The organism is Streptomyces flaveus (assembly GCF_014647675.1).
GTDB lineage: Bacteria > Actinomycetota > Actinomycetes > Streptomycetales > Streptomycetaceae > Streptomyces > Streptomyces flaveus.
On the sequence record NZ_BMPQ01000005.1, the window covers coordinates 143,400 to 161,319 of the forward strand.

Annotated in this window: 19 protein-coding genes and 1 pseudogene; 13 read left to right on the forward strand and 7 right to left on the reverse strand. The window is 68.9% G+C overall.

The window, feature by feature from the left end; all coding sequences use genetic code 11:
- Positions 1 to 24: 24 nt before the first annotated feature.
- Both IEZ21_RS12570 and IEZ21_RS12575 read right to left on the reverse strand, forming a co-directional pair.
- Positions 25 to 1,137, reverse strand: a complete 1,113-nt coding sequence (locus tag IEZ21_RS12570; protein WP_189321966.1) for a sensor histidine kinase — start codon at positions 1,135 to 1,137, stop codon at positions 25 to 27.
- A gap of 26 nt (positions 1,138 to 1,163) precedes the next feature.
- On the reverse strand, positions 1,164 to 1,925 hold the full coding sequence (locus IEZ21_RS12575; protein WP_189321967.1) for a response regulator transcription factor: 762 nt from the start codon (positions 1,923 to 1,925) through the stop codon (positions 1,164 to 1,166).
- A gap of 162 nt (positions 1,926 to 2,087) precedes the next feature.
- Between IEZ21_RS12575 and IEZ21_RS12580 the strand changes: the two genes are divergently transcribed.
- The 3 genes and pseudogenes from IEZ21_RS12580 to IEZ21_RS48790 all read left to right on the forward strand — a co-directional run.
- Positions 2,088 to 2,825, forward strand: coding sequence for a glycosyltransferase family 2 protein (locus tag IEZ21_RS12580; RefSeq protein ID WP_373302219.1), 738 nt, complete (start codon positions 2,088 to 2,090; stop codon positions 2,823 to 2,825).
- On the forward strand, positions 2,822 to 3,502 hold the full coding sequence (locus IEZ21_RS47535; RefSeq protein WP_246567644.1) for a TIGR04282 family arsenosugar biosynthesis glycosyltransferase: 681 nt from the start codon (positions 2,822 to 2,824) through the stop codon (positions 3,500 to 3,502). The genes IEZ21_RS12580 and IEZ21_RS47535 overlap by 4 nt, the downstream gene beginning before the upstream one ends.
- Positions 3,499 to 4,005: pseudogene (locus IEZ21_RS48790) on the forward strand (class I SAM-dependent methyltransferase); the annotation flags it as partial. The gene IEZ21_RS47535 and the pseudogene IEZ21_RS48790, both read left to right, overlap by 4 nt.
- Before the next feature lie 155 nt (positions 4,006 to 4,160).
- Here the strand turns inward: IEZ21_RS48790 and IEZ21_RS48795 are convergent.
- Together IEZ21_RS48795 and IEZ21_RS12590 are read right to left on the reverse strand one after the other, a co-directional pair.
- Positions 4,161 to 4,673 (reverse strand): hypothetical protein, encoded by a 513-nt coding sequence (locus IEZ21_RS48795; RefSeq protein ID WP_246567646.1) that lies wholly within the window; start codon positions 4,671 to 4,673, stop codon positions 4,161 to 4,163.
- 11 nt (positions 4,674 to 4,684) lie between these two features.
- Complete coding sequence (locus IEZ21_RS12590; protein WP_246567648.1) at positions 4,685 to 5,935, reverse strand: molybdopterin-dependent oxidoreductase; 1,251 nt, start codon at positions 5,933 to 5,935, stop codon at positions 4,685 to 4,687.
- Between the two features lie 114 nt (positions 5,936 to 6,049).
- On the opposite strand from IEZ21_RS12590, the gene IEZ21_RS12595 reads away from it, so the two are divergent.
- The 4 genes from IEZ21_RS12595 (at position 6,050) to IEZ21_RS47025 (ending at position 10,377) form a co-directional block, all read left to right on the forward strand.
- The gene (locus IEZ21_RS12595; protein WP_189321970.1) at positions 6,050 to 7,396 is read left to right on the forward strand and encodes a hypothetical protein; all 1,347 of its coding nucleotides are present in this window, start codon (positions 6,050 to 6,052) and stop codon (positions 7,394 to 7,396) included.
- A 348-nt stretch (positions 7,397 to 7,744) separates the two neighbouring features.
- On the forward strand, positions 7,745 to 8,089 hold the full coding sequence (locus IEZ21_RS12600) for a hypothetical protein (RefSeq protein WP_189321971.1): 345 nt from the start codon (positions 7,745 to 7,747) through the stop codon (positions 8,087 to 8,089).
- A gap of 331 nt (positions 8,090 to 8,420) precedes the next feature.
- On the forward strand, positions 8,421 to 9,626 hold the full coding sequence (locus IEZ21_RS12605) for an ISAs1 family transposase (RefSeq protein WP_189321972.1): 1,206 nt from the start codon (positions 8,421 to 8,423) through the stop codon (positions 9,624 to 9,626).
- 214 nt (positions 9,627 to 9,840) lie between these two features.
- Positions 9,841 to 10,377 carry a ribbon-helix-helix domain-containing protein gene (locus IEZ21_RS47025; protein ID WP_213089294.1) on the forward strand — a complete coding sequence of 179 codons (537 nt, stop codon included), beginning with the start codon at positions 9,841 to 9,843 and terminating at the stop codon, positions 10,375 to 10,377.
- Positions 10,378 to 10,554: 177 nt separating this feature from the next.
- Here the strand turns inward: IEZ21_RS47025 and IEZ21_RS12615 are convergent, their stop codons facing one another.
- A complete protein-coding gene (locus IEZ21_RS12615; protein WP_189321973.1) occupies positions 10,555 to 10,995 on the reverse strand; it encodes a hypothetical protein in 441 nt (146 codons plus the stop codon).
- Positions 10,996 to 11,250: 255 nt separating this feature from the next.
- Between IEZ21_RS12615 and IEZ21_RS12620 the strand changes: the two genes are divergently transcribed.
- The 3 genes from IEZ21_RS12620 to IEZ21_RS12630 all read left to right on the forward strand — a co-directional run bounded on the left by IEZ21_RS12620 (position 11,251) and on the right by IEZ21_RS12630 (position 13,982).
- Positions 11,251 to 11,562 (forward strand): hypothetical protein, encoded by a 312-nt coding sequence (locus IEZ21_RS12620; protein ID WP_189321974.1) that lies wholly within the window; start codon positions 11,251 to 11,253, stop codon positions 11,560 to 11,562.
- Between the two features lie 645 nt (positions 11,563 to 12,207).
- Positions 12,208 to 13,119, forward strand: coding sequence for an ABC transporter ATP-binding protein (locus tag IEZ21_RS12625; protein ID WP_189321975.1), 912 nt, complete (start codon positions 12,208 to 12,210; stop codon positions 13,117 to 13,119).
- Positions 13,120 to 13,235: 116 nt separating this feature from the next.
- On the forward strand, positions 13,236 to 13,982 hold the full coding sequence (locus IEZ21_RS12630; protein WP_189321976.1) for a hypothetical protein: 747 nt from the start codon (positions 13,236 to 13,238) through the stop codon (positions 13,980 to 13,982).
- 277 nt (positions 13,983 to 14,259) lie between these two features.
- Here the strand turns inward: IEZ21_RS12630 and IEZ21_RS12635 are convergent, their stop codons facing one another.
- Positions 14,260 to 14,811, reverse strand: a complete 552-nt coding sequence (locus IEZ21_RS12635; RefSeq protein WP_189321977.1) for a flavoprotein — start codon at positions 14,809 to 14,811, stop codon at positions 14,260 to 14,262.
- 119 nt (positions 14,812 to 14,930) lie between these two features.
- Between IEZ21_RS12635 and IEZ21_RS12640 the strand changes: the two genes are divergently transcribed.
- From IEZ21_RS12640 to IEZ21_RS12650, 3 genes are all read left to right on the forward strand, one after another.
- A complete protein-coding gene (locus tag IEZ21_RS12640; protein ID WP_189321978.1) occupies positions 14,931 to 16,115 on the forward strand; it encodes a helix-turn-helix domain-containing protein in 1,185 nt (394 codons plus the stop codon).
- Between the two features lie 232 nt (positions 16,116 to 16,347).
- Positions 16,348 to 16,911 carry a hypothetical protein gene (locus tag IEZ21_RS12645; protein ID WP_189321979.1) on the forward strand — a complete coding sequence of 188 codons (564 nt, stop codon included), beginning with the start codon at positions 16,348 to 16,350 and terminating at the stop codon, positions 16,909 to 16,911.
- Positions 16,908 to 17,312 carry a hypothetical protein gene (locus IEZ21_RS12650; protein ID WP_189321980.1) on the forward strand — a complete coding sequence of 135 codons (405 nt, stop codon included), beginning with the start codon at positions 16,908 to 16,910 and terminating at the stop codon, positions 17,310 to 17,312. Before IEZ21_RS12645 ends, IEZ21_RS12650 begins: the two co-directional genes overlap by 4 nt.
- Positions 17,313 to 17,508: 196 nt before the next feature.
- Here IEZ21_RS12650 and IEZ21_RS12655 read toward each other — a convergent pair whose 3' ends face one another.
- The gene (locus IEZ21_RS12655; protein ID WP_189321981.1) at positions 17,509 to 17,829 is read right to left on the reverse strand and encodes a DUF6191 domain-containing protein; all 321 of its coding nucleotides are present in this window, start codon (positions 17,827 to 17,829) and stop codon (positions 17,509 to 17,511) included.
- Positions 17,830 to 17,920: the final 91 nt, after the last annotated feature.

The window sequence follows — 17,920 nt, forward strand, 5'->3', positions numbered from 1 at the left end:
GCAGCCTGCGAACGACCCGCATTCCTACGCCTCGACGGTCGGCAACGTCACCTCGAAACGACAGCCCCCCGAGACGTTTCGTACGATCGCCCGGCCCTGGTGGGCCTCCACGATCCCGCGCACGATCGCGAGCCCGAGCCCCGCCCCCGCCGGGGGCGTACGCGCATGGGTCCCCCGCCACCCCGTGTCGAAGACGCGGGGAAGGTCCTCCTCGGGAATCCCCCCGCAACCGTCCGTCACCGACAGCACAACCCCCTCCGGGGACCGGTGCGCGGAAACGGCCACCGTTCCGTCCGACGGCGTCCGCCGAATCGCGTTGACCAGCAGATTCCCCAGTACGCGACTCATCTCCTTGCCGTCGACCTCCACCGGCACCGGATCGATCCCGGCCCCCACCAGCCGCACACCGTGCTCACGGGCAAGCGCGTCCGCCCCCGCGAGCGCGTCCCCGACGAGGTCGTACACCGACATCCGTGAAGGGCTCAGCGCCAGCGCGCCGGCGTGGATGCGGGACAGTTCGAAGAGATCGCCGACCATGTCGTTGAGCCGCTCGACCTCGGTGCGGATCTGCCGCAGATACCGGTGCGGATCCGCCGCGACCCCGTCCTCCAGCGCCTCCGACATGGCGCGCAGTCCGGCCAGCGGGGTGCGCAGGTCGTGGGAGATCCAGGCGACGAGTTCGCGCCGGGAGGTCTCCAGGGCGCGTTCGCGGTCCCGGGACTCGTGGAGCTTCGCGCTGGTGGCCGCCAACTCCCGGCTCAGTGCGTCGAGTTCGGCGGTCGCGTGCCCTGTTGGCGCGGCGAAGTCGCCGCCGTCGCCGAAGGAGCGGGCGGCGAGCGTGAGCGCCCGGCTGCGGGCGACCACCCAGCGGCCCAGGAGCATCGCCGTCGCCAGGGAGACCACGGCCGCCATCGCGACGACGGTCGTCACGACGGTGAGGTCGTGATCGTTCAGGAACATCGCCTGCGCCACCGCCAGTGTTCCGGCGAGCATCGCGGTCACGGCGACGGCGGTGACCACGGACAGCGAGACGGTCAGGGACCGCCGCCGGACGAACCACAGCGTGAGTGCCCCGAACAGCCCGGCGGCCGCCGCCCCGAGGAAGGCGAAGAAGGCGATGAGGAGTATGTCCTGCATGGGGGGTATTTCCTCCATGGCGATCATCAGCCCTCCCCTCCGTCGGAAACACCGGCCGCGTCGGCACCGGCCGTGTCGAAGCGGTACCCCACCCCCCACACCGTCTGGATCAGCGCGGGCCGCGCCGGATCCGTCTCGATCTTGGCGCGCAGTCTGCGGACATGGACGGTGACCGTGGAGAGGTCGCCGAAGTCCCAGCCCCAGACCTCGCGCATCAGCTCCTCACGGCTGTACGCGTGTCCGGGGTTCCGCAGGAAGAAGGCGAGGAGGTCGAACTCGCGGACGGTGAGGGCGAGTTCCGTACCGTCCTTGGTGGCGCGGCGGCCCTCCGGGTCCACGCTGAGTCCGGCCGCGCGCAGCAGCCCGCGCGGCTCGGCGGAGGGCCGGCTGCGGCGCAGTACGGACTCGACGCGCAGGACCAGCTCGCGGGGGCTGAACGGCTTGGTGACGTAGTCGTCGGCGCCCACCTCCAGGCCGAGGATCCGGTCGTCCTCGTCGCCGCGGGCGGTCAGCATGATCACGGGTACGGGACCCCGCCCGCGCATCCGGCGGCACACCTCAAGGCCGTCCATTCCGGGCAGCATCAGGTCCAGTACGACCAGGTCGGGCCAGTGCGCGGTGGCCTGCGCGAGCGCGGCGGGGCCGTCGACGGCGCGGTCCACGACGTATCCGGCGCGGTCGAGGTAGCCCGAGACGATCTCGGCGACGGTGGGGTCGTCGTCGACGACGAGGACGCGGGTCCCGGAGTGGCCGTGGTTGTCGTGCGGCTGCGGCTGCGGCTGGTGCATGTCGTCAGGGTCGCACCAGGGGTGCGCGGATGTCCTGCCCCGCTTCGTCCGTCCTTGATTCGTAAGGAGATGCGGGCGGATTGCGAGGCGGCGGACCGACGTCCGTGTTTCGTAAGGAGCCGCTGTCTGTTATGTCCGCTTCACGTTCGTACTGTGAAAGCCGTGTACCCCAACCCCGCCACGAAACCCGACGTCGATGTCGTCCTCCCGTGCCTGAACGAAGCCGCCGCGCTCCCCTGGGTGCTGGCCCTCATCCCCGAGGGCTGGCGCGCGCTCGTCGTGGACAACGGTTCCACCGACGGCTCCGCCGACGTGGCCCGCGACCTCGGCGCGAGAGTCGTCCACGAGGAGCGGCGCGGCTTCGGGGCGGCCTGCCACGCGGGGCTGCTCGCCGCCACCGCGGACATCGTCTGCTTCTGCGACTGCGACGCCTCGCTCGACCCGTCCCTGCTCGTGCCCTTCGTACGCGAGATCCGTGACGGCGAGGCCGACCTGGTGCTCGGGCGGCGGCGCCCGCAGGGCCGTGGCGCCTGGCCGGCACACGCCCGCGCGGGCAATCTCGCGCTGTCCCGGATGCTCCGCCGCCGCACCGGCGTACGCCTGCACGACCTCGGCCCCCTGCGCGCCGCCCGCCGCGAGGGCCTCCTCGGCCTCGGGCTCACGGACCGCCGCAGCGGCTATCCCCTGCAGATGGTCGTCCGCGCCGCCGACGCCGGCTGGCGCATCGCCGAGCACGACGTCCCGTATCTGCCGCGCACCGGCACCTCCAAGGTCACCGGCACCTGGCGCGGGACCTGGCACGCGGTACGGGACATGCGCCGGGTGCTGACGGAGCAGCCCGCTTACGCCACCAGCCAAGGCCCCGGCCAAGGACCCTTCCAAGGAGGAGCCCACCGATGACCACCCTGCTCGTCATCGCCAAGGAACCGCGACCCGGACGCGTGAAGACCCGCCTCACCCCGCCGTACACGCCCGAGGAGGCGGCGGCGCTCGCCGAGGCCGCTCTGGCCGACACCCTGAGCGCGGTGCTCGCGACACCCGCGGACCGGCGGGTCCTGGTGCTCGACGGGAAGCCGGGGCCATGGCTGCCGCCCGGCGTCGAGGTGGTCCCGCAGTGCGCGGGCGGACTCGACGAACGGCTGGCCGCGGCGTTCGCGGACTGCGTCGGACCGACGCTGCTCATCGGCATGGACACCCCGCAGGTGACCGCCGAACTCCTCACGTCCGGGGCCGACTTCACGGACTGCGACGCCTGGTTCGGGCCCGCGGAGGACGGCGGCTTCTGGGCGCTGGGGCTCGCCGACCCGGACCCCGCGCTGCTGCGTGGCGTACCGATGTCGACGCCCACGACAGGAGCCGTGCAGCGGGCCCGGCTCACCGCCGCCGGACTGCGCGTACGAGATCTGCCGCGGCTGCGGGACGTCGACACGGCGTACGACGCCTGGCTGGTCGCCGAGCAGGTCATGGTTCAGGGGCAGGGCAGCCGGTTCGCGGCGGAGTACGAGCGGGTGGGGGCGGGCGTGCGGCGGGCAGGCGTGGAGCGACCGGACGTCGAGCGATCGGTCGTGGGGCGATGAGCACGGCGAGCGCGACGAGTACGAGTACGAGTACGGATACGGGTGCGGGTACGGCGACCGCGTGGTGTGTCGACCCGTACGCGGACGCCCTCCGCGACGGGCGCGGCCCGCTCTTCCTCCGCCGTACCGACGGATGGCTGCTCCCGCTGGAGGTCGAGCGGTGGTGTGCGCGGGCCGACGCCGCCGATCTGTCCGCGCTGCGGCGGTGCGAAGGGGCCGTACTGGATGTGGGCTGCGGACCCGGGCGGCTGGTCGCGGCGCTCGCCCTGCGGGGGCGGACCGTGCTCGGGATCGACGTCAGCGAGGCGGCCGTCGCACACACCGTCCGGCTCGGCGGGCAGGCGTTGCGCCGGTCGGTGTTCGAGCCGTTGCCGGGGGAGGGCCGCTGGGACACGGCGCTGCTCATCGACGGGAACATCGGGATCGGCGGCGACCCGGACGCCCTGCTGCGCCGGATCGCCCAACTCCTCGCTCCGGGCGGCCTGTTGATCGCCGAGACCGCGCCCGTGGACATCGACGAGCAGGTGCAGGTCCATGTCACCGACGCCCAGGGAGCCGCGGGAACCCCGTTCCCCTGGGCCCGGCTCGGCAGCCGCGCCCTGCTGAGGCGCGCACGCCGGCTCGGCTGGCGTACGGACGGTGCAGACGGTACGGCCGGTCAGTGGACGGCGGACGGCCGCTGCTTCGTGGCCCTGCGCCGCGCCCGCACCGAACGGATCAGCATCCACAGCGCCGACACCCCGAACAGCGCGGCCGTCATCAGCAGCCAGCGGGCCAGGAACACATCTCCTGACGAGCCGGTGGACGCCTCGTAACGCCGCTCCACCCGCCCGCTGATCAGCGGGAACCACACCAGCAGGAGCAGTCCGGACAGGGCCGCCGGGACGCGCACGAACATCAGCCACTCCCGGCGTCCGACCGCCCCGAGCGCCGTCCCGACGACCCGGTCGGCAACGGCGTACAACGGCAGCAGCACCAGGTCGTGCAGCAGCGCCGCCCCGACCATCCACATCAGTACGCCCCACCAGTCCCCCGCGAGCAGCTGTACGCCGGCATACGCGACGAGCGCGAACGAGCAGGCGAGGAGCAGGAGTTGGAGAGGGCTCTCGCCGTACCAGCGGCGCCACCGGTTCCGTACGCTCGTCATGCGTCCGTGCATTCGTACGTGCATCGCAGGGCTCCTCACAGGTCTCCGAACGTCAGCCGGGCCACCCACTTGGTGTTCAGCACTCCGGGTGCGGCGGGGACGATGATGCGCGCCGGGTAGCCGTGGTCGGGGGTCAGCGGCTCGCCGTTGACATACAGGGCGAGCAGCGAGCGCGGGTCGCGGACCTGGTTGTCGCGCAGGGCGGCCCGCCGGAAGGAACCCGCACGCTGGAGCGACTCCACGAACAGATCGGGCTCCTGGCCCCGGTCGTACCCCGCCAACTCCGCCAGATCCCGCAGCCGTACGCCTCGCCACCACTGGTCGCCCGTCGACCAGCCCTCCACACAGGCGATGGGCAACGCCGCGCTGTACAGGGGCAGTTCATGGAGCTGGGCCCGGCTGAGCCGGACCGTACGACGCCCTTCGACTACGAGCCGCCACGCCTCCTCACTCGTCTCGGTCGCCCGGATCCCCACGGCCGCGGCCGTCTTGTTGATCTGGAAGCCGCCGGGTCCCGAGCCCGGGTTGGCACCACCGTGCGGCGCGAGCACCGCCGTTCGACGCAGGGGCCCGTCGAAGTTCTGCCCCACGGTCGTGACGAACAGGAACAGCGAAGAGCCACCGACGAATCCAAGCGCCCCACGCCGGGAGACGGTGGGCGCGTCGGGCCGGGGTGACACCAACTCCCCCTGTTCTTCGCACTGTTGGCTCTGTTGGCCCCCTTCGCGTTGCCGGATGTTACGCAGCACCGTCGGCGTCTTCAGCACTGTGTGCGCGACGAAGGCGGCGAAGAACACCCAGGCGCCGTAGAAGTGCAGGGGGTAGAAGGAGCCGGGGAAGAGGTAGTCCAGCTGGACGTTCAGCACACCCGTGACGAACTCGAACAGCGCGCTTGCGACCAGTACGAGCAGCGAGAGCCGTTCCAGCGCGTGGCCGAGCGAGCGCGCGGGCGGCAGCTCGAAGAGCTTCGGAATGACCGACCACAGCTTGGCGAGGAGTACGGGGATCAGGGCGATGCCGAGCGTGACGTGCGTGCCCTGGTTGAGGCGGTACAGCCAGGGCGGGTCGGTGGGCCAGGCGAAGAGGTAGAAGCCGAGGAGGCCCTTGTCCGGGGTCTTGTCGTTGACCGGCGAGAGGTTCGGGTTGTACGCGGCGTACGACACGAGGCCCGTCACGAACAGGACGGTGAGCCCGGCGAGCAGCACGACACCGAGCAGCGAGGTGAGCCGGGGGCCGCGCAGGGGGCTGCGCCAGAAGGCGGGGGAGGTGGGGAGCCGTTCGCTCATGCCCCGACGGTAGGCCGGTACGGGCGGGCCGAGAGGGGCTGGACTCATGACGAAACGCTGACGTCCGTGCTGGCCGGGACGCCACGGGGTGGCTTCCGCCCTAGCGTTTCCGCTGTGAACCGTGACCTTCGCCGTGACCTGTACGCCGCTGGGGCCGCGGTGCTCCTCTTCGCCACGGCCGCCGTCGTCGGCCACATCCTCGAGAACACCTACGGCAACCTGCACCTCGCCTGGGCGCCGTTGTACGCCTGGTGGTCGCCGCAGGTGGGGCCCGGCACTCCGGCCGCGATCACGCTGGCCGCGGCGGTGATCGCGTACGGTCCCTCTCTCGCGGCCCGCCTGCCGTGGCGGGCGCTCGTGCCGGTGACCTGGTTCGTCGCCATGGCCTGGACGTGGGCCCTCGCGCTGATCGACGGCTGGCACTACGGCATCGAGCGACGGCTCACCACGCGCTACGAGTACCTGACGGTCATCGACCGCTTCGACGACATCGGGGCCACCCTGCGCGGCTTCACCCAGCACATCCTGCTCGACTCGCCCGACAACTGGCCCCCGCACATCGCCGGCCATCCCCCGGCCGCGACGCTCACCTTCGTCTGGCTGGACCGTATCGGCCTCGGCGGCGGGGGTTGGGCGGGCGTCTTCTGCATCACGGTGGGCGCTTCCGCCGCCGCGGCGGTCCTCGTCGCCGTACGCACCCTCGCCGACGAGACCCTGGCCCGCCGAGCCGCCCCGTTCGTCGCCCTGGCCCCGGCGGCGATCTGGGTGGGGGCGTCGGCGGACGGCTACTTCGCGGCGGTGGCGGCGTGGGCGGTGGCACTGCTGGCACTGGCCGCGACTGGTGGGCGCAAGGCACTCGCCTTCGGCTCCGGACTGCTGCTGGGCCTCACCGTCTATCTCTCGTACGGCCTGACCCTGTTCGCGATCATCACCGCAGCCGTGCTCCTGCTGACCTGGCGACAGTGGCCACTGACCCTCCTCCTCCCGCTACTGGCGGGCGCGGCCGTCGTCCCCGCCGCCTTCACCCTCGCGGGCTTCAACTGGTGGGAGGCGTACCACCTGTTGGTCGAGCGCTACTACCAGGGCACGGCCGCCATCCGCCCGTACTGGTACTTCGTCTGGGCCAACCTCGCATGCACGGTGCTCCTCGTGGGGCTGGCGACGGTGGCGGGCCTGCGCCGCACGTTCGCGACCGTGCCGGCCACTGTCCGACGCCTGCGCGCCGGCACCCCGACCACCACCGACCGGCTTCTCGGTCTGATCCTCGCCGGGCTCCTCATGGTGCTTGTCGCCGACTTCTCCGGCATGAGCAAGGCGGAGACGGAACGTATCTGGCTTCCCTTTGCCTTCTGGCTCCTGCCCGCGACGGCGCTGCTGCCACGGGGCGGGCAGCGGGGGTGGCTTGCTGCCCAGGCGACGGTGGCGCTGACGGTGAACCACCTGTTCCACACGGGGTGGTGAGCCAGGGCTTCGGCGTAGTCGCTTGATGTCCGGTTCGTGTCGATCTGCCACTCGGTGAGGTTCCACGAACGTGACAGGGTCGGGATTCCAAGATCATGGAGCTCTCGACGCCCCGTGATTCGCTACCGAGGGGCACCGCACCTGCGTAGCGAGATCAGTCAACCTACAAGTATGCAGGTTGTTTAGGGAACCACCCTGATTCACAGTGGCCGCATCCAAAGCTCACCATTGCGCAGCGAACACTGATCTTGCCTACACATGGGTCGGTACATTTACCAATATGAAAGTGCACGGAAAGCGCGTGTCGATGTTGGGCAGGTCACCGCCCGAGAGGCCGAAGGAGAACCTGTGAAGAAGCTCGTTGGACGGCTCGGCATGGTGACGGCGTTGGCCGCCGTGCCCTTGGTCTTGGGGACAGGGACAGCACACGCCGCCATAACCACGGTCCGCCAGGGGGATGACTACGCCCGCTATTGGCACTCAAGCCAAAACCTCTACGCCTGTGACGAGGAAGGTGACGGCAACGGGGTCTATGCCGAGTACTGGGGCTCCGGAAGCAAGCATGGCGAAGTCTCGGATGGCAACGGCTCGAAAGACGGGTGCGGCTGGGCCGATGTCGGCGCCATCAGTTCATTCAGGGTGTGCGAGGACACATCGTTCGGCAACGTTTGCTCATCCAGGGTGTACATCTGACCCGCTGAATCGACCTCGGCATCCACTCGTTGCACCGCCTCGTGTCTCGATGGCGAGTTCGCTCCCATCCTGAACGGATGAACCTGTACGGAGCGTGAAGGTCGCGGCTACGCCGAAGCGCCCTGCTGTCGCAGGTAGTCCGAATGTCAGAACACGCACAGCGCCCCAGGCTGGAGTGCAGGGCGGCGTCGTTCAGAAGGTGTATCCGGGTTGATGGGGCTTCAGGAGCTGGGGCAGGACCGCGGGGTGGGCGCCGGGGGCTAACGCGGAGGCAGGCACGACTTCCGGTGATCATGAGGTGTCGAGTCCCTGATCACCACGACGGAAGACCGTGCCTGCCCGCTCATCCTCGCTCATCCCGGGCCCTCTGGGCCAACTCACCGGCGCCGCACCGACCGCCCCCGATGACCTCTCCGGCCTGCTGACCTGCCTGGCTCAGGTACCCGATCCCCGGCGGGGCCAGGGCCGACGGCACCCGCTCGCTTTCGTCCTGTCCCTGGCCGCGTGCGCGGTCCTGGCCGGAGCGAAGTCCCTGGCCGCGATCGCGGAGTGGGCCGCCGACGCCCCGCCGCACGTCCTGGCCCGGCTCGGTGGCCCATGCCGGGAGCCGGACCGCGGCCCCGTCGCCCCGGCCGAGGCCACTGTGCGCCGTATCCTCCAGCTCATCGACGGCGACGCGCTGGATACGGCCGTCGGAAGCTGGCTCGCCGGGCGCGAACGCGCCGCCGGCCAGGAGGAGAACAACAGCGACCGGCCTCTGCCTTCCCTCGCCGTGGACGGCAAGACCGTGCGCGGTGCCCGCCGCACCGACGGCACCCAGGTCCATCTGCTCGCCGCGATGACGGGGACCGGCCTGGTCACCGCCCAGCGCGAGGTGGACGGCAAGACCAACGAGATCACCGTCTTCCGGCCCCTGCTTGCCCCGCTCGATCTGCACGGCACGGTGGTCACCTTCGACGCCCTCCACTCGCAGATCGCCCACGCGCGCTTCCTCGTCGAGGACAAGCACGCCCACTACATCGCGCTGATCAAGGGCAACCAGCCCACCCTGCACCGGTGGCTGAAGGCCCTGCCGTGGCGGGAGGTGCCGCTCCTGGACAGGACGCGGGCCACCGCGCACGGCCGCGACGAGATCCGCCGGATCAAGGCCGCCGCCGTCACCGGGATCGCGTTCCCCCACGCGGTGCAGGCCGTCCAGATCGTGCGCCGCCGACGGGTCGTCACCACCGGCAAGGTCACCCTGGAACGCGTCTACGGGGTGACCGACCTGACCGCGGAGCAGGCCGACGCAACCGAGATCGCCCGCCGCGTCCGCGACCACTGGGGCATCGAGAACAAGATCCACCACGTCAGGGACACCACGTACGCCGAGGACGCCTCCCGCGTACGCACCGGCACCGCTCCACGTGCCATGGCATCCCTGCGCAACCTGGCCATCGGCGCTCTCCGACTCGCCGACCAGACGAACATCGCCGCTGGACTCCGCCACCACACCCGCGACGCCAACCGTCCACTGATCACCCTCGGCATCATGTGATCAACCAGGACACGTCACCTGAACGACGCGGCCCTGGGTGGTGAGCGCGGGGGTTTTCGTTCCCCAAGCCCACCCTTTCCCGAAACTGATGGCCCGCCGGTTGCCGCGGCACAGCGCGAGCAGTGCCCCAGGCACTTTGATACGGCCGTCCCGCTGCGGACAGTTCGCTTCATTGGCACATTAGCGATGTCGTTAATTAGGGCAGGGGGTTCCAATGGCACGCCTCTGCGTCTATCGGTACGACGAAGTCGACAGCGTACCGCTCCGTGAGGTTGACGGATGGTTCGAGACTGACCAGGCCAAGGCCGCATATCCGGAGGCGGTGCACGAGGAGCGGTCGACCGCACGCCGATGGAGGGGCGGGAGGGAGAGCATCACGCGGGCGGTACGGGAGAGGCTGTTGCGTACGGCCGGGGATCGCTGGGTACTGGAGACGGCCCTGATCCGCAGGGAACTGGCCGACAGGTTTCCCGGCGGTGACCGGCATGAATTTCTCTCCGATGACCAGGCGGCGGAGTGGCTCCTGCGCAACGGTCACGAACAGGTGGTCCGTCAGTGGCTGTCTGAACTGCCGGGCGAACGAGGGCCGGGCCGCCCGCAGATCGGCGGGCGGGTCCAGGTGCGACTCGGTGAGCTTCTCGACGATGTGGACCGGTTCGCCGCGGAGAACGGCTACTCGCGCGCCGAAGCGGTACGGGCTCTGGTGGCGATCGGGCTCGGTCGGCGCAAGGACGGGCCGCGTCCCGCCTGAACCGCGCAGGCTGTCAGCGCCGCGATGCCAGCCAATGTCGGGATGGGACTTCTCGTCATGCCCGGCATCAGCCCAGGCGGAGACCTCCGCATCCCGCCGTCGCCGTACGACAGTGCGCTGAGCCTGCGCGCAGACGAGGGTTGATCACACCGAGGGAGACGGGCGAGTACTACAGCCTCACTTCCTGAGCGGCCGATCGGGCCGGTCGGAAGCGGTCACCGCCTCGGAGGTGTGCTGCGGAACAGCGACCTGCGGAGCAGGCCTGACACTGCCACCGAGCGCGAAACGATCAGGTTCTGTCACCAACTCGAAGATCTGCGGCTGTAGCACGAGCCCGGGTAAGGGGCTGCCAGCCGACTGCTTGACGAGAGCCTGGACCAGAGGCAGGAACTTGGTAGCCACGAGGAAGTCCGCCCACCGGGGGACACCGAGCCACACCCGCGTCGGTTTCAAGCCAAAGGCCGGCACGCTTCGGTGCACGAAGCCGCAGGTCATAGCGAAATGTGGCCAATATTCGTCACTTGGTGACCAATCTGGTGACCAATTCACGGTGGTCAAGTGATCGATCTGAAGATACTGTGCACGTTGTTCGGCGTCCGAATACTGAGACGCCAACACGTTGATTCCTCCTTGACCGGGGGGAATCGACAAGCTTCATGTAATCGGGGGAAAGAAGTCCGGGGGGCCTTTCGGTTCCACGCCTGTTCAGGTCGCCCTATGGGCTTCCTCCCCCTTGCGACGACGCGAGGGATAACGCGAATGAATCGTAATGCTCTACGCATGGCAGCCGTTTCGACTGCCGCTGCCATAGCCCTTGGCGGGGCTGCTGGCCTGGCACAGGCGTCCACGGCTCCGGCGGCCACGCCCCAAGCTGTGTCAGTCACGCAGCAGGTCGAGGCCCGGCAGGCCGCGAGTGCCCTGCTGGCGAGCCCGTTCGCCGCCAGCCTCTCGGCTGCCGAGCGGGCCGAGATGACCAAGATCGCCAGCGGTGAGGCCGCGGCCGCCAGCAAGTGGGACGCGATCAGAGCCGCCTTCAAGAAGGTTGGCGGCTTCGCCAGGGCCATCGCCGGCAAGTACAGCGACTTCAAGAAGTGGTACGACGGCTTGTCCTGGTGGGTGAGGGCCCCTCTCGCTGCGATCTCTCCCGGGCTGACGCTTCTGGAGATCTACAACGCCCTGCACTGATGACGGCCAGGGAACCCGAGTGATCTGGCTCCCTGACTGAATGGCAGCGGACCGGGTCTGCCTCAAGGCACCTGGGTAGACCCGGTCCGCTGTTCGCACACCGTAAAACGGAGACACGGAGGGCCCCATGACCAACACCACGTCTTCCCGTACGGCCACCGAAGGCACATGGGCTCTGCCTCTGTTGACGCTTGCGCCACTCGCCGCGATCAGGTTCCTTACAGAGCTCTCCACGCCATGGCTTGCCGTCTCCTGGATCCTCTGCGCCATGTCCGTGATTCTGGTGTCAGTTGGATGGGTGACGGCATTTCAACATGGGACCCGCGGTCCCGGGGTGTGGGGTATGTGTGTTCTCGTGCACGCCGTACTGGCTTGGCAATTGATTGTACTTGCACGGCAATAAAGCGAGCCTCTGATAGATGCGCACGTCTATGCCGCATGCCCAGAAAGAAGTAATCGGGGGAAGAAATCCGCGCAGGGACCTCTCGGTTTCCACGCCTGTTCAGATCTCCTTTGGAGACTTCCTCCCCCTTGCGATAACGCCAGAGGATTCTACATGAGGCGAAGAGGTCTGCATACGGTGGTGGTTTCGGCCACATCGCCCGTTGGCAACCGGCCCGGTCCACCACGCGAAGGAAGGGCGCAGTGAAGGGCGAGGTGCTCGTCGAGGCCCGAGGTCTCAGCCGGTCCTTCGGCAACAAGCGGGTCCTGGATGACGTATCACTCACTCTCCGTGCTGGCGAGGTGACCGGCTTCGTAGGCGCCAACGGCGCGGGAAAGACCACAACGATCCAGCTCATGCTGGGCCTCTTGAGAGGTGAAGGGCAAACGCACTATCTCGGCAGGCCTCTGCACGAGTGGGGAGCACCCGGCACAGTTGTCGGAGCCGTTTTGGGGGGAGTGGCGGGCCACTCCGCACACCGCCTGCGCGCACATCTGCGCATGGTGGCCGCGGGATCCGCGGTGCCCGACGAACGCGTGGACAGCCTGCTGGAGACCGTCGGGCTGACCGATGCCGCAAGGCGAAAGCTGGCCGAACTGTCGCTGGGTATGGCGCAGCGCGCAGGCATCGCCCAGGCACTGTTGGGTGATCCGCCGGTGCTGGTCCTCGATGAGCCCGCGAACGGGCTCGATCCTCATTCGATCCGCTGGCTGCGTGAGTTTCTGCGGGGCCAGGCAGCGCAGGGCAAGGCCGTGCTGGTTTCCAGCCACCTCCTGGGCGAGATGGAGCAACTGGCCGACCGGGTAGTGGTCTTGACCCGCGGCCGGGTCGTGGCGGCGGAACCGATGACTGAGGTTCTCAAGCGCGCGGCCGACCGACGGATCGTGACGCTCGAGGCACCGGACTTGCCGGCCCTGGCCAAACTGGTGACGGAACACGGCGGGCACCTGGCTCCTGTCGGCGGACAGAGCGCCACCGTCACAGGCCTGGACCGCGTACGAATCGGCACGCTCGCACTGCAGGCCGGGGTACCGCTGTACTGGCTGCACGAAGGAAACCCGTCGTTGGAAGACTTCTACCTCGGCGTAGCGCAAGAGGAGTTCAAGATCTCGTGACAAGCGGTGTGGCAACTGTACCCGTGACGGTCAGGCCCGCTGACGCGTTTCGCAGGGCATGCCGGTACGAGTGGCGGCATTTGGCAGCCTTGCGGTCGACCTGGATCCTGCTCTCCGTGGTGACGGTCCTGAGCGTGCTGACCGGCATCACGGTCCTGCTCGATCTCGACAAGCAGCACACTGTCAGCGCCGTGACGGTGGCAGACGCGATTGCGTGGACCCCTCTCTCCCTCCAGATCCCAGCCCTGTGCTTCTTCGTGCTCGTCCTGGGCACCGGGCCAGTCTCGACCGACTTGGTGTCAGGCGCCGCACGCACAACCTGGCTGACCGTGAACGGACGCGCCACCGCCTACGGAGCCAAGTGCGCGGTCGGCTTCACCATAGGAGCTGGCACAGCCGCCGTCAGCGCACTGCTCGGAGCAGTCTCCTGCGCAGCATCGCTGGCCATGGCCGGCGCTCCCCAGCCAAACTGGACCGAAGTCCTGGCGCCCGCTGCCCGGTTCGTTGTGTGGATGGGGTGCTGGGCGCTCCTGTGCCTGGCCGCGGTCGCCCTGTTGCGCAGCCGCATCGTTCCAGTCCTGCTCCTGGTTCTGTGGCCGCTGCTCGGTGAGCGCATCACGGGAGCACTCCTCGGGTACATACCGGGGCTGGACGGCGTCAATAACTGGCTGCCCTTCGCGGCGGGCCGGGCGATGCTCACCGACGTCTCGGCATACTCGGGAGACGAGAAACCCTTCGCTCAGGCGCTGGTCGGCTCCCACCTGTCCACCTCGGTCGCGGTCACGGTGTTCTGCCTGTACACGGCGGCTATCACGGCAGCCGGGTGGTGGGCCTACTGCCAACGGGACGCCAAAGCGCCCTGACCTTCTCACCTCAATGACGCCCCGGCTGGCCTCCCCCGACCAGCCGGGGTTTCTCATGTTCCGGCACTATTCCCGTACCCGCCAGCTCCGAGCAGCGCAGCGGCCACGCCCCCAACGCAGTGGGCAACTTCTGCTTCGAGGTGACGCTCGGTTATCGAAAGCTGGAGCTTTTTACCCACGCTGAGAGTAAGGGGCGTCACAGTGGGCCGGTGTTCCGGCTTCGCGAGGATCTCGGTGACCATCCTCTTCTCGCCTTCGGGCGGGAGGGGGCCCTTCGTCATGCGCGCTCGCGCGCGATCTGCTCGGCCGCATCGAGTACCAGATGCCATGGGTACGCCTTCGGCTTGCCCTGGCCCGGTTGGTTCGGTACGAACCCGCCCTCCCCGTACAGCACGTGCACGCCCATGGCCCGCAGCTCGGCGACGCTCCGCTCGAACGCCCGGTGTTGCACGTAGGCCGCGTTCACGCACGGCATCGCCACCATAGGGATGCCCTTACCGATTCCCTCCGCGACGACGCCCACCACGAAATCGTGTGTCAGGCCAGCCGCCCACGAGTTGATCGAGTTGAAGGTGGCCGGCGCGAATGCAATCACGCTCGCCTTCGGCCACACGTCCGGCTCGCCCGGCAACTTGTACTCGGACCGCACCGGATTTCCGGTCAGCCGCTCCAGCTCCGACAACTGAGGGTCGAGCCAACGGGCCGCCGTCGGCGTCAGTCCGAGGCACACGTCCCAGCCGCGGGCCTGAGCGTCCTGGATCACCCTGCCGACATCGAAGACGGGCGGGGCCGCGGAACCGAACAGGTAGAGCACGCGGGAAGTCGTCATGGCCCTATCGGATCACAGGCAACCACCCCTGCCCGGAAGGGAGTCGGGGACGGAAGCATGCGCCCGAGCCGTCCGGCGCGGGTACCGTTCCAAGTGGTTGCTCAGAACGGAGACCAGTAGTGCCCACACTGGACGACGATCACACAGGCACTCGCATCAGGGAACAGCGGAAGCTGGCCAGGCTCACCCAGCGGGAGCTCGCCGACCGCCTCCCCTACTCGTACAGCCTGCTCAACCAGGTCGAATGCGGAGCCAGGCCCGCGACTTCAGACTTCGTCGCCGCTGTCTCCCGTGTGCTCAAGGTTGACGTGACGACCTTGACCGGGCAGCCGTATGTGACCGAACTGCAGCGGGACCGGCTCGCCGAACTCGTGCGGCCGATCCGTGAGGCCCTCGACCTGTACGACCTCGGCCCCAACCCGGACCTCACCACGCGCCCCGCCGGCGAACTCGTCACAGCAGCGGACCAGTTGTGCTCGCAGGTTCGTGCCACACGCCTGCGCGACGCGGCCCGCGAGCTGCCCGGCGTGATCGCCGAACTCACCCATATCGCCTGGTCGACGCCGTCCAGCGAGCTGTGGCAGGCCCTCGCCTCTACGTATCGCACCGCCCACGACATCACCGTCAAGCTCGGCTACTACGACCTGTCCGCCGTGGCCCTGGACCGGATGGACTGGGCAGCACAGCGTGCCTCCGATCCGTGCCTTGCCGCGGTCCGCCAGTACATGCGGGCGCTCGTCTATTTCCGGGAGGGCGAGTACCGGATCGGGCAGCGGCTCGTCGCCTCCGGTCACGGGGTGGTCGGGCAAGCTGAGGAAACCCGCGAGGCTCTCGCCGTCGCCGGGCAGCTGTACCTTGGCGCTTCGGTCATCTCCGCACGAGCCGGGGACGAGACCGCCGTGAACCGGCACATCGATGCGGCGCGGGAGATCGCAGGACGGATCGGTGACGCATCGGACGTGCACTGGCTCAGCTTCGGCCCGACGAACGTGGACCTGCACCGGATGTCTGCGGCTGTCGAGATGCGCCGGTACGACGATGCCCTCAAGCAGGCACGCAAGATCAAGCTGCCGCCCGCACTGCCGATGAGCCGCCGCGCGCACTTCCTCATCGACCGAGCCCGCACGGAAATGGAGACCGGGCACACAGATGCTGCCCTCAAGCACCTTGTGAAGGCGCGGCGTTGGGCGCCGGAGCAGACCCGGTACCACCCGGCTGCTCGCGAGACGATCACCGGCTTGGTGCATTTGTCGCGTCGGACCCCGGACACGCTCAACCACATGGCCGCGTGGATCGGCCTTTAGGTCACGCTCACAGCACTCACAAAACTGTGAGTGTTCCTGCCTTCTCACAGCGTCACGCTGGTCTCTCACCTGGTCATTGACGACGTGGGGACAGCGGGACGTGGACGCACGGTGCACTGATTGGCCTGCGGCTGACACGGCGCGCAGTCGCTGCGGTCGTCGCAGATTGCACCCCGGCAACCGCTCGCGACGGCGCCGGGGCATGCCAACGCTGCGAAGGAGCGTCGACACCATGCAACGTACAACCCTGCCAACTGACGCGGCGCTGACGCCCGTCGAACCAGAGCCCGGTGTGCTTGTACACACCCGCGCTGACCGGGAGTTGGCGATTGTCCACTGGCTACTGGCCGCAGCCGGCAGACACACCGAGGCCCGTATGCAGTGGGCCGAGCACGGGATCGCCTTGCTGCGCTGCGGCACGCTGTTCTCCGCGATCCGCATCCCGGAAGTGATCGTGCATGCCGCCGCCGGGACCGAAGAGGCCGACAAGGTGGACGCGTATCTCGCCGAGGCCCTTCTCCAGGGCCCGGTGATTCGTGATCCGCGTCAGGGCCGGTACTACGCGCTGGTGCCGGCCAGTACCGCCGCCCGGTGGCGTGCGCCGGACACGGACTGTCTCGGCCGGGGCTGGCATCTCGGCGTTCCGCGGCCCGGTGTAAACCGAGACGCTCCGGACGTGTGGTGTCCGTACTGGTCGGTTCCGATGCCGTCGCCCGGTGAACTCTGCTCGGCCGGGGCCGTCGCGCAGCTCGTCGCCACGGGCCGCTACCGGCAGGCATCGGAGGCGCTCGGATGAACGAGAGCTCCGAGACCGAAACCTCCACCGAGGAGAAGGTCGCGCCGCCGCTAAGGGACCTGCTGCTTGCTTCGGCGAACTGCCTGCGCGAGCGGGTGGCCGTGCAGGCGCTTGTCGGGGAGGAACACCTCCTCACGCTGAACGCGGTGCGGGCAGCGCTGGTCCGGGAGACGGACCACGGCGTGGAATGCGCCTGGGAACACATGGGCGGCCGTCTCTACCGCCTCGGCCTCGACGACCGAGAGCGCGCCTTCCTCGACTTGGTGCTGTCCATGGCAGGCGCGCATCAGACGAGCCTCATCCGAGTGCAGGAGGTGGACGATCGGCAGCTCGTCATCGTGCTGCGCGCACTGATCGCCCTGTCTGGCCGTGACGCGATCGCGGTCGGGACCCGGGTATGAGCGCCATCCGATGGCAACACTGCGACGCAGGCAGCGGGAGCGGACACATGCAACTGGCTGCCGACAACCGCACGTACCACCGTGAACAGGCCGCACAGCGCACCTACCTCGAGCACCTCAGCACCTGCCGCGACTGACGAGTACGGCTGGCCGCCGGGCTCAAGGGCGGACTGGTGAGACCGTGACGACCGGCCTTCTACTGGTCGGCCTGCGGCATCCGGACGACCGCGGTTCCTCCCTCCAGGTCCACTGTTGTGCGGTTCGGCGGCGCCCCGTCCTCCTCGTCGTCCCGCATCACCAGTGCCGACTGCCGCTCCTTGAGTTCGTTCTGCTTCCCGGGCGAAAAGCTCGCATGGAGCTGCTCGAACCCGGTCGCCGATATCTGGCCCTGCCGGGCGCTGTTCCGCCATGGCAGCAGTCCGGCCCGCCCGGCATGGAGAAGCAGCTGATCCACGAAAGCCACAACGGTCAGCAGGATGACCAGTCCGGGCAAGGTCACGAAAACGACGAATTCCATGCCCCCGAGTATCCGGGCCGGGGGCCGATGCCGACAGATCCCGCACAACCAGCGGAGCGCCACCGCTCCGACTTGCCCGCTCCGCCCCCCA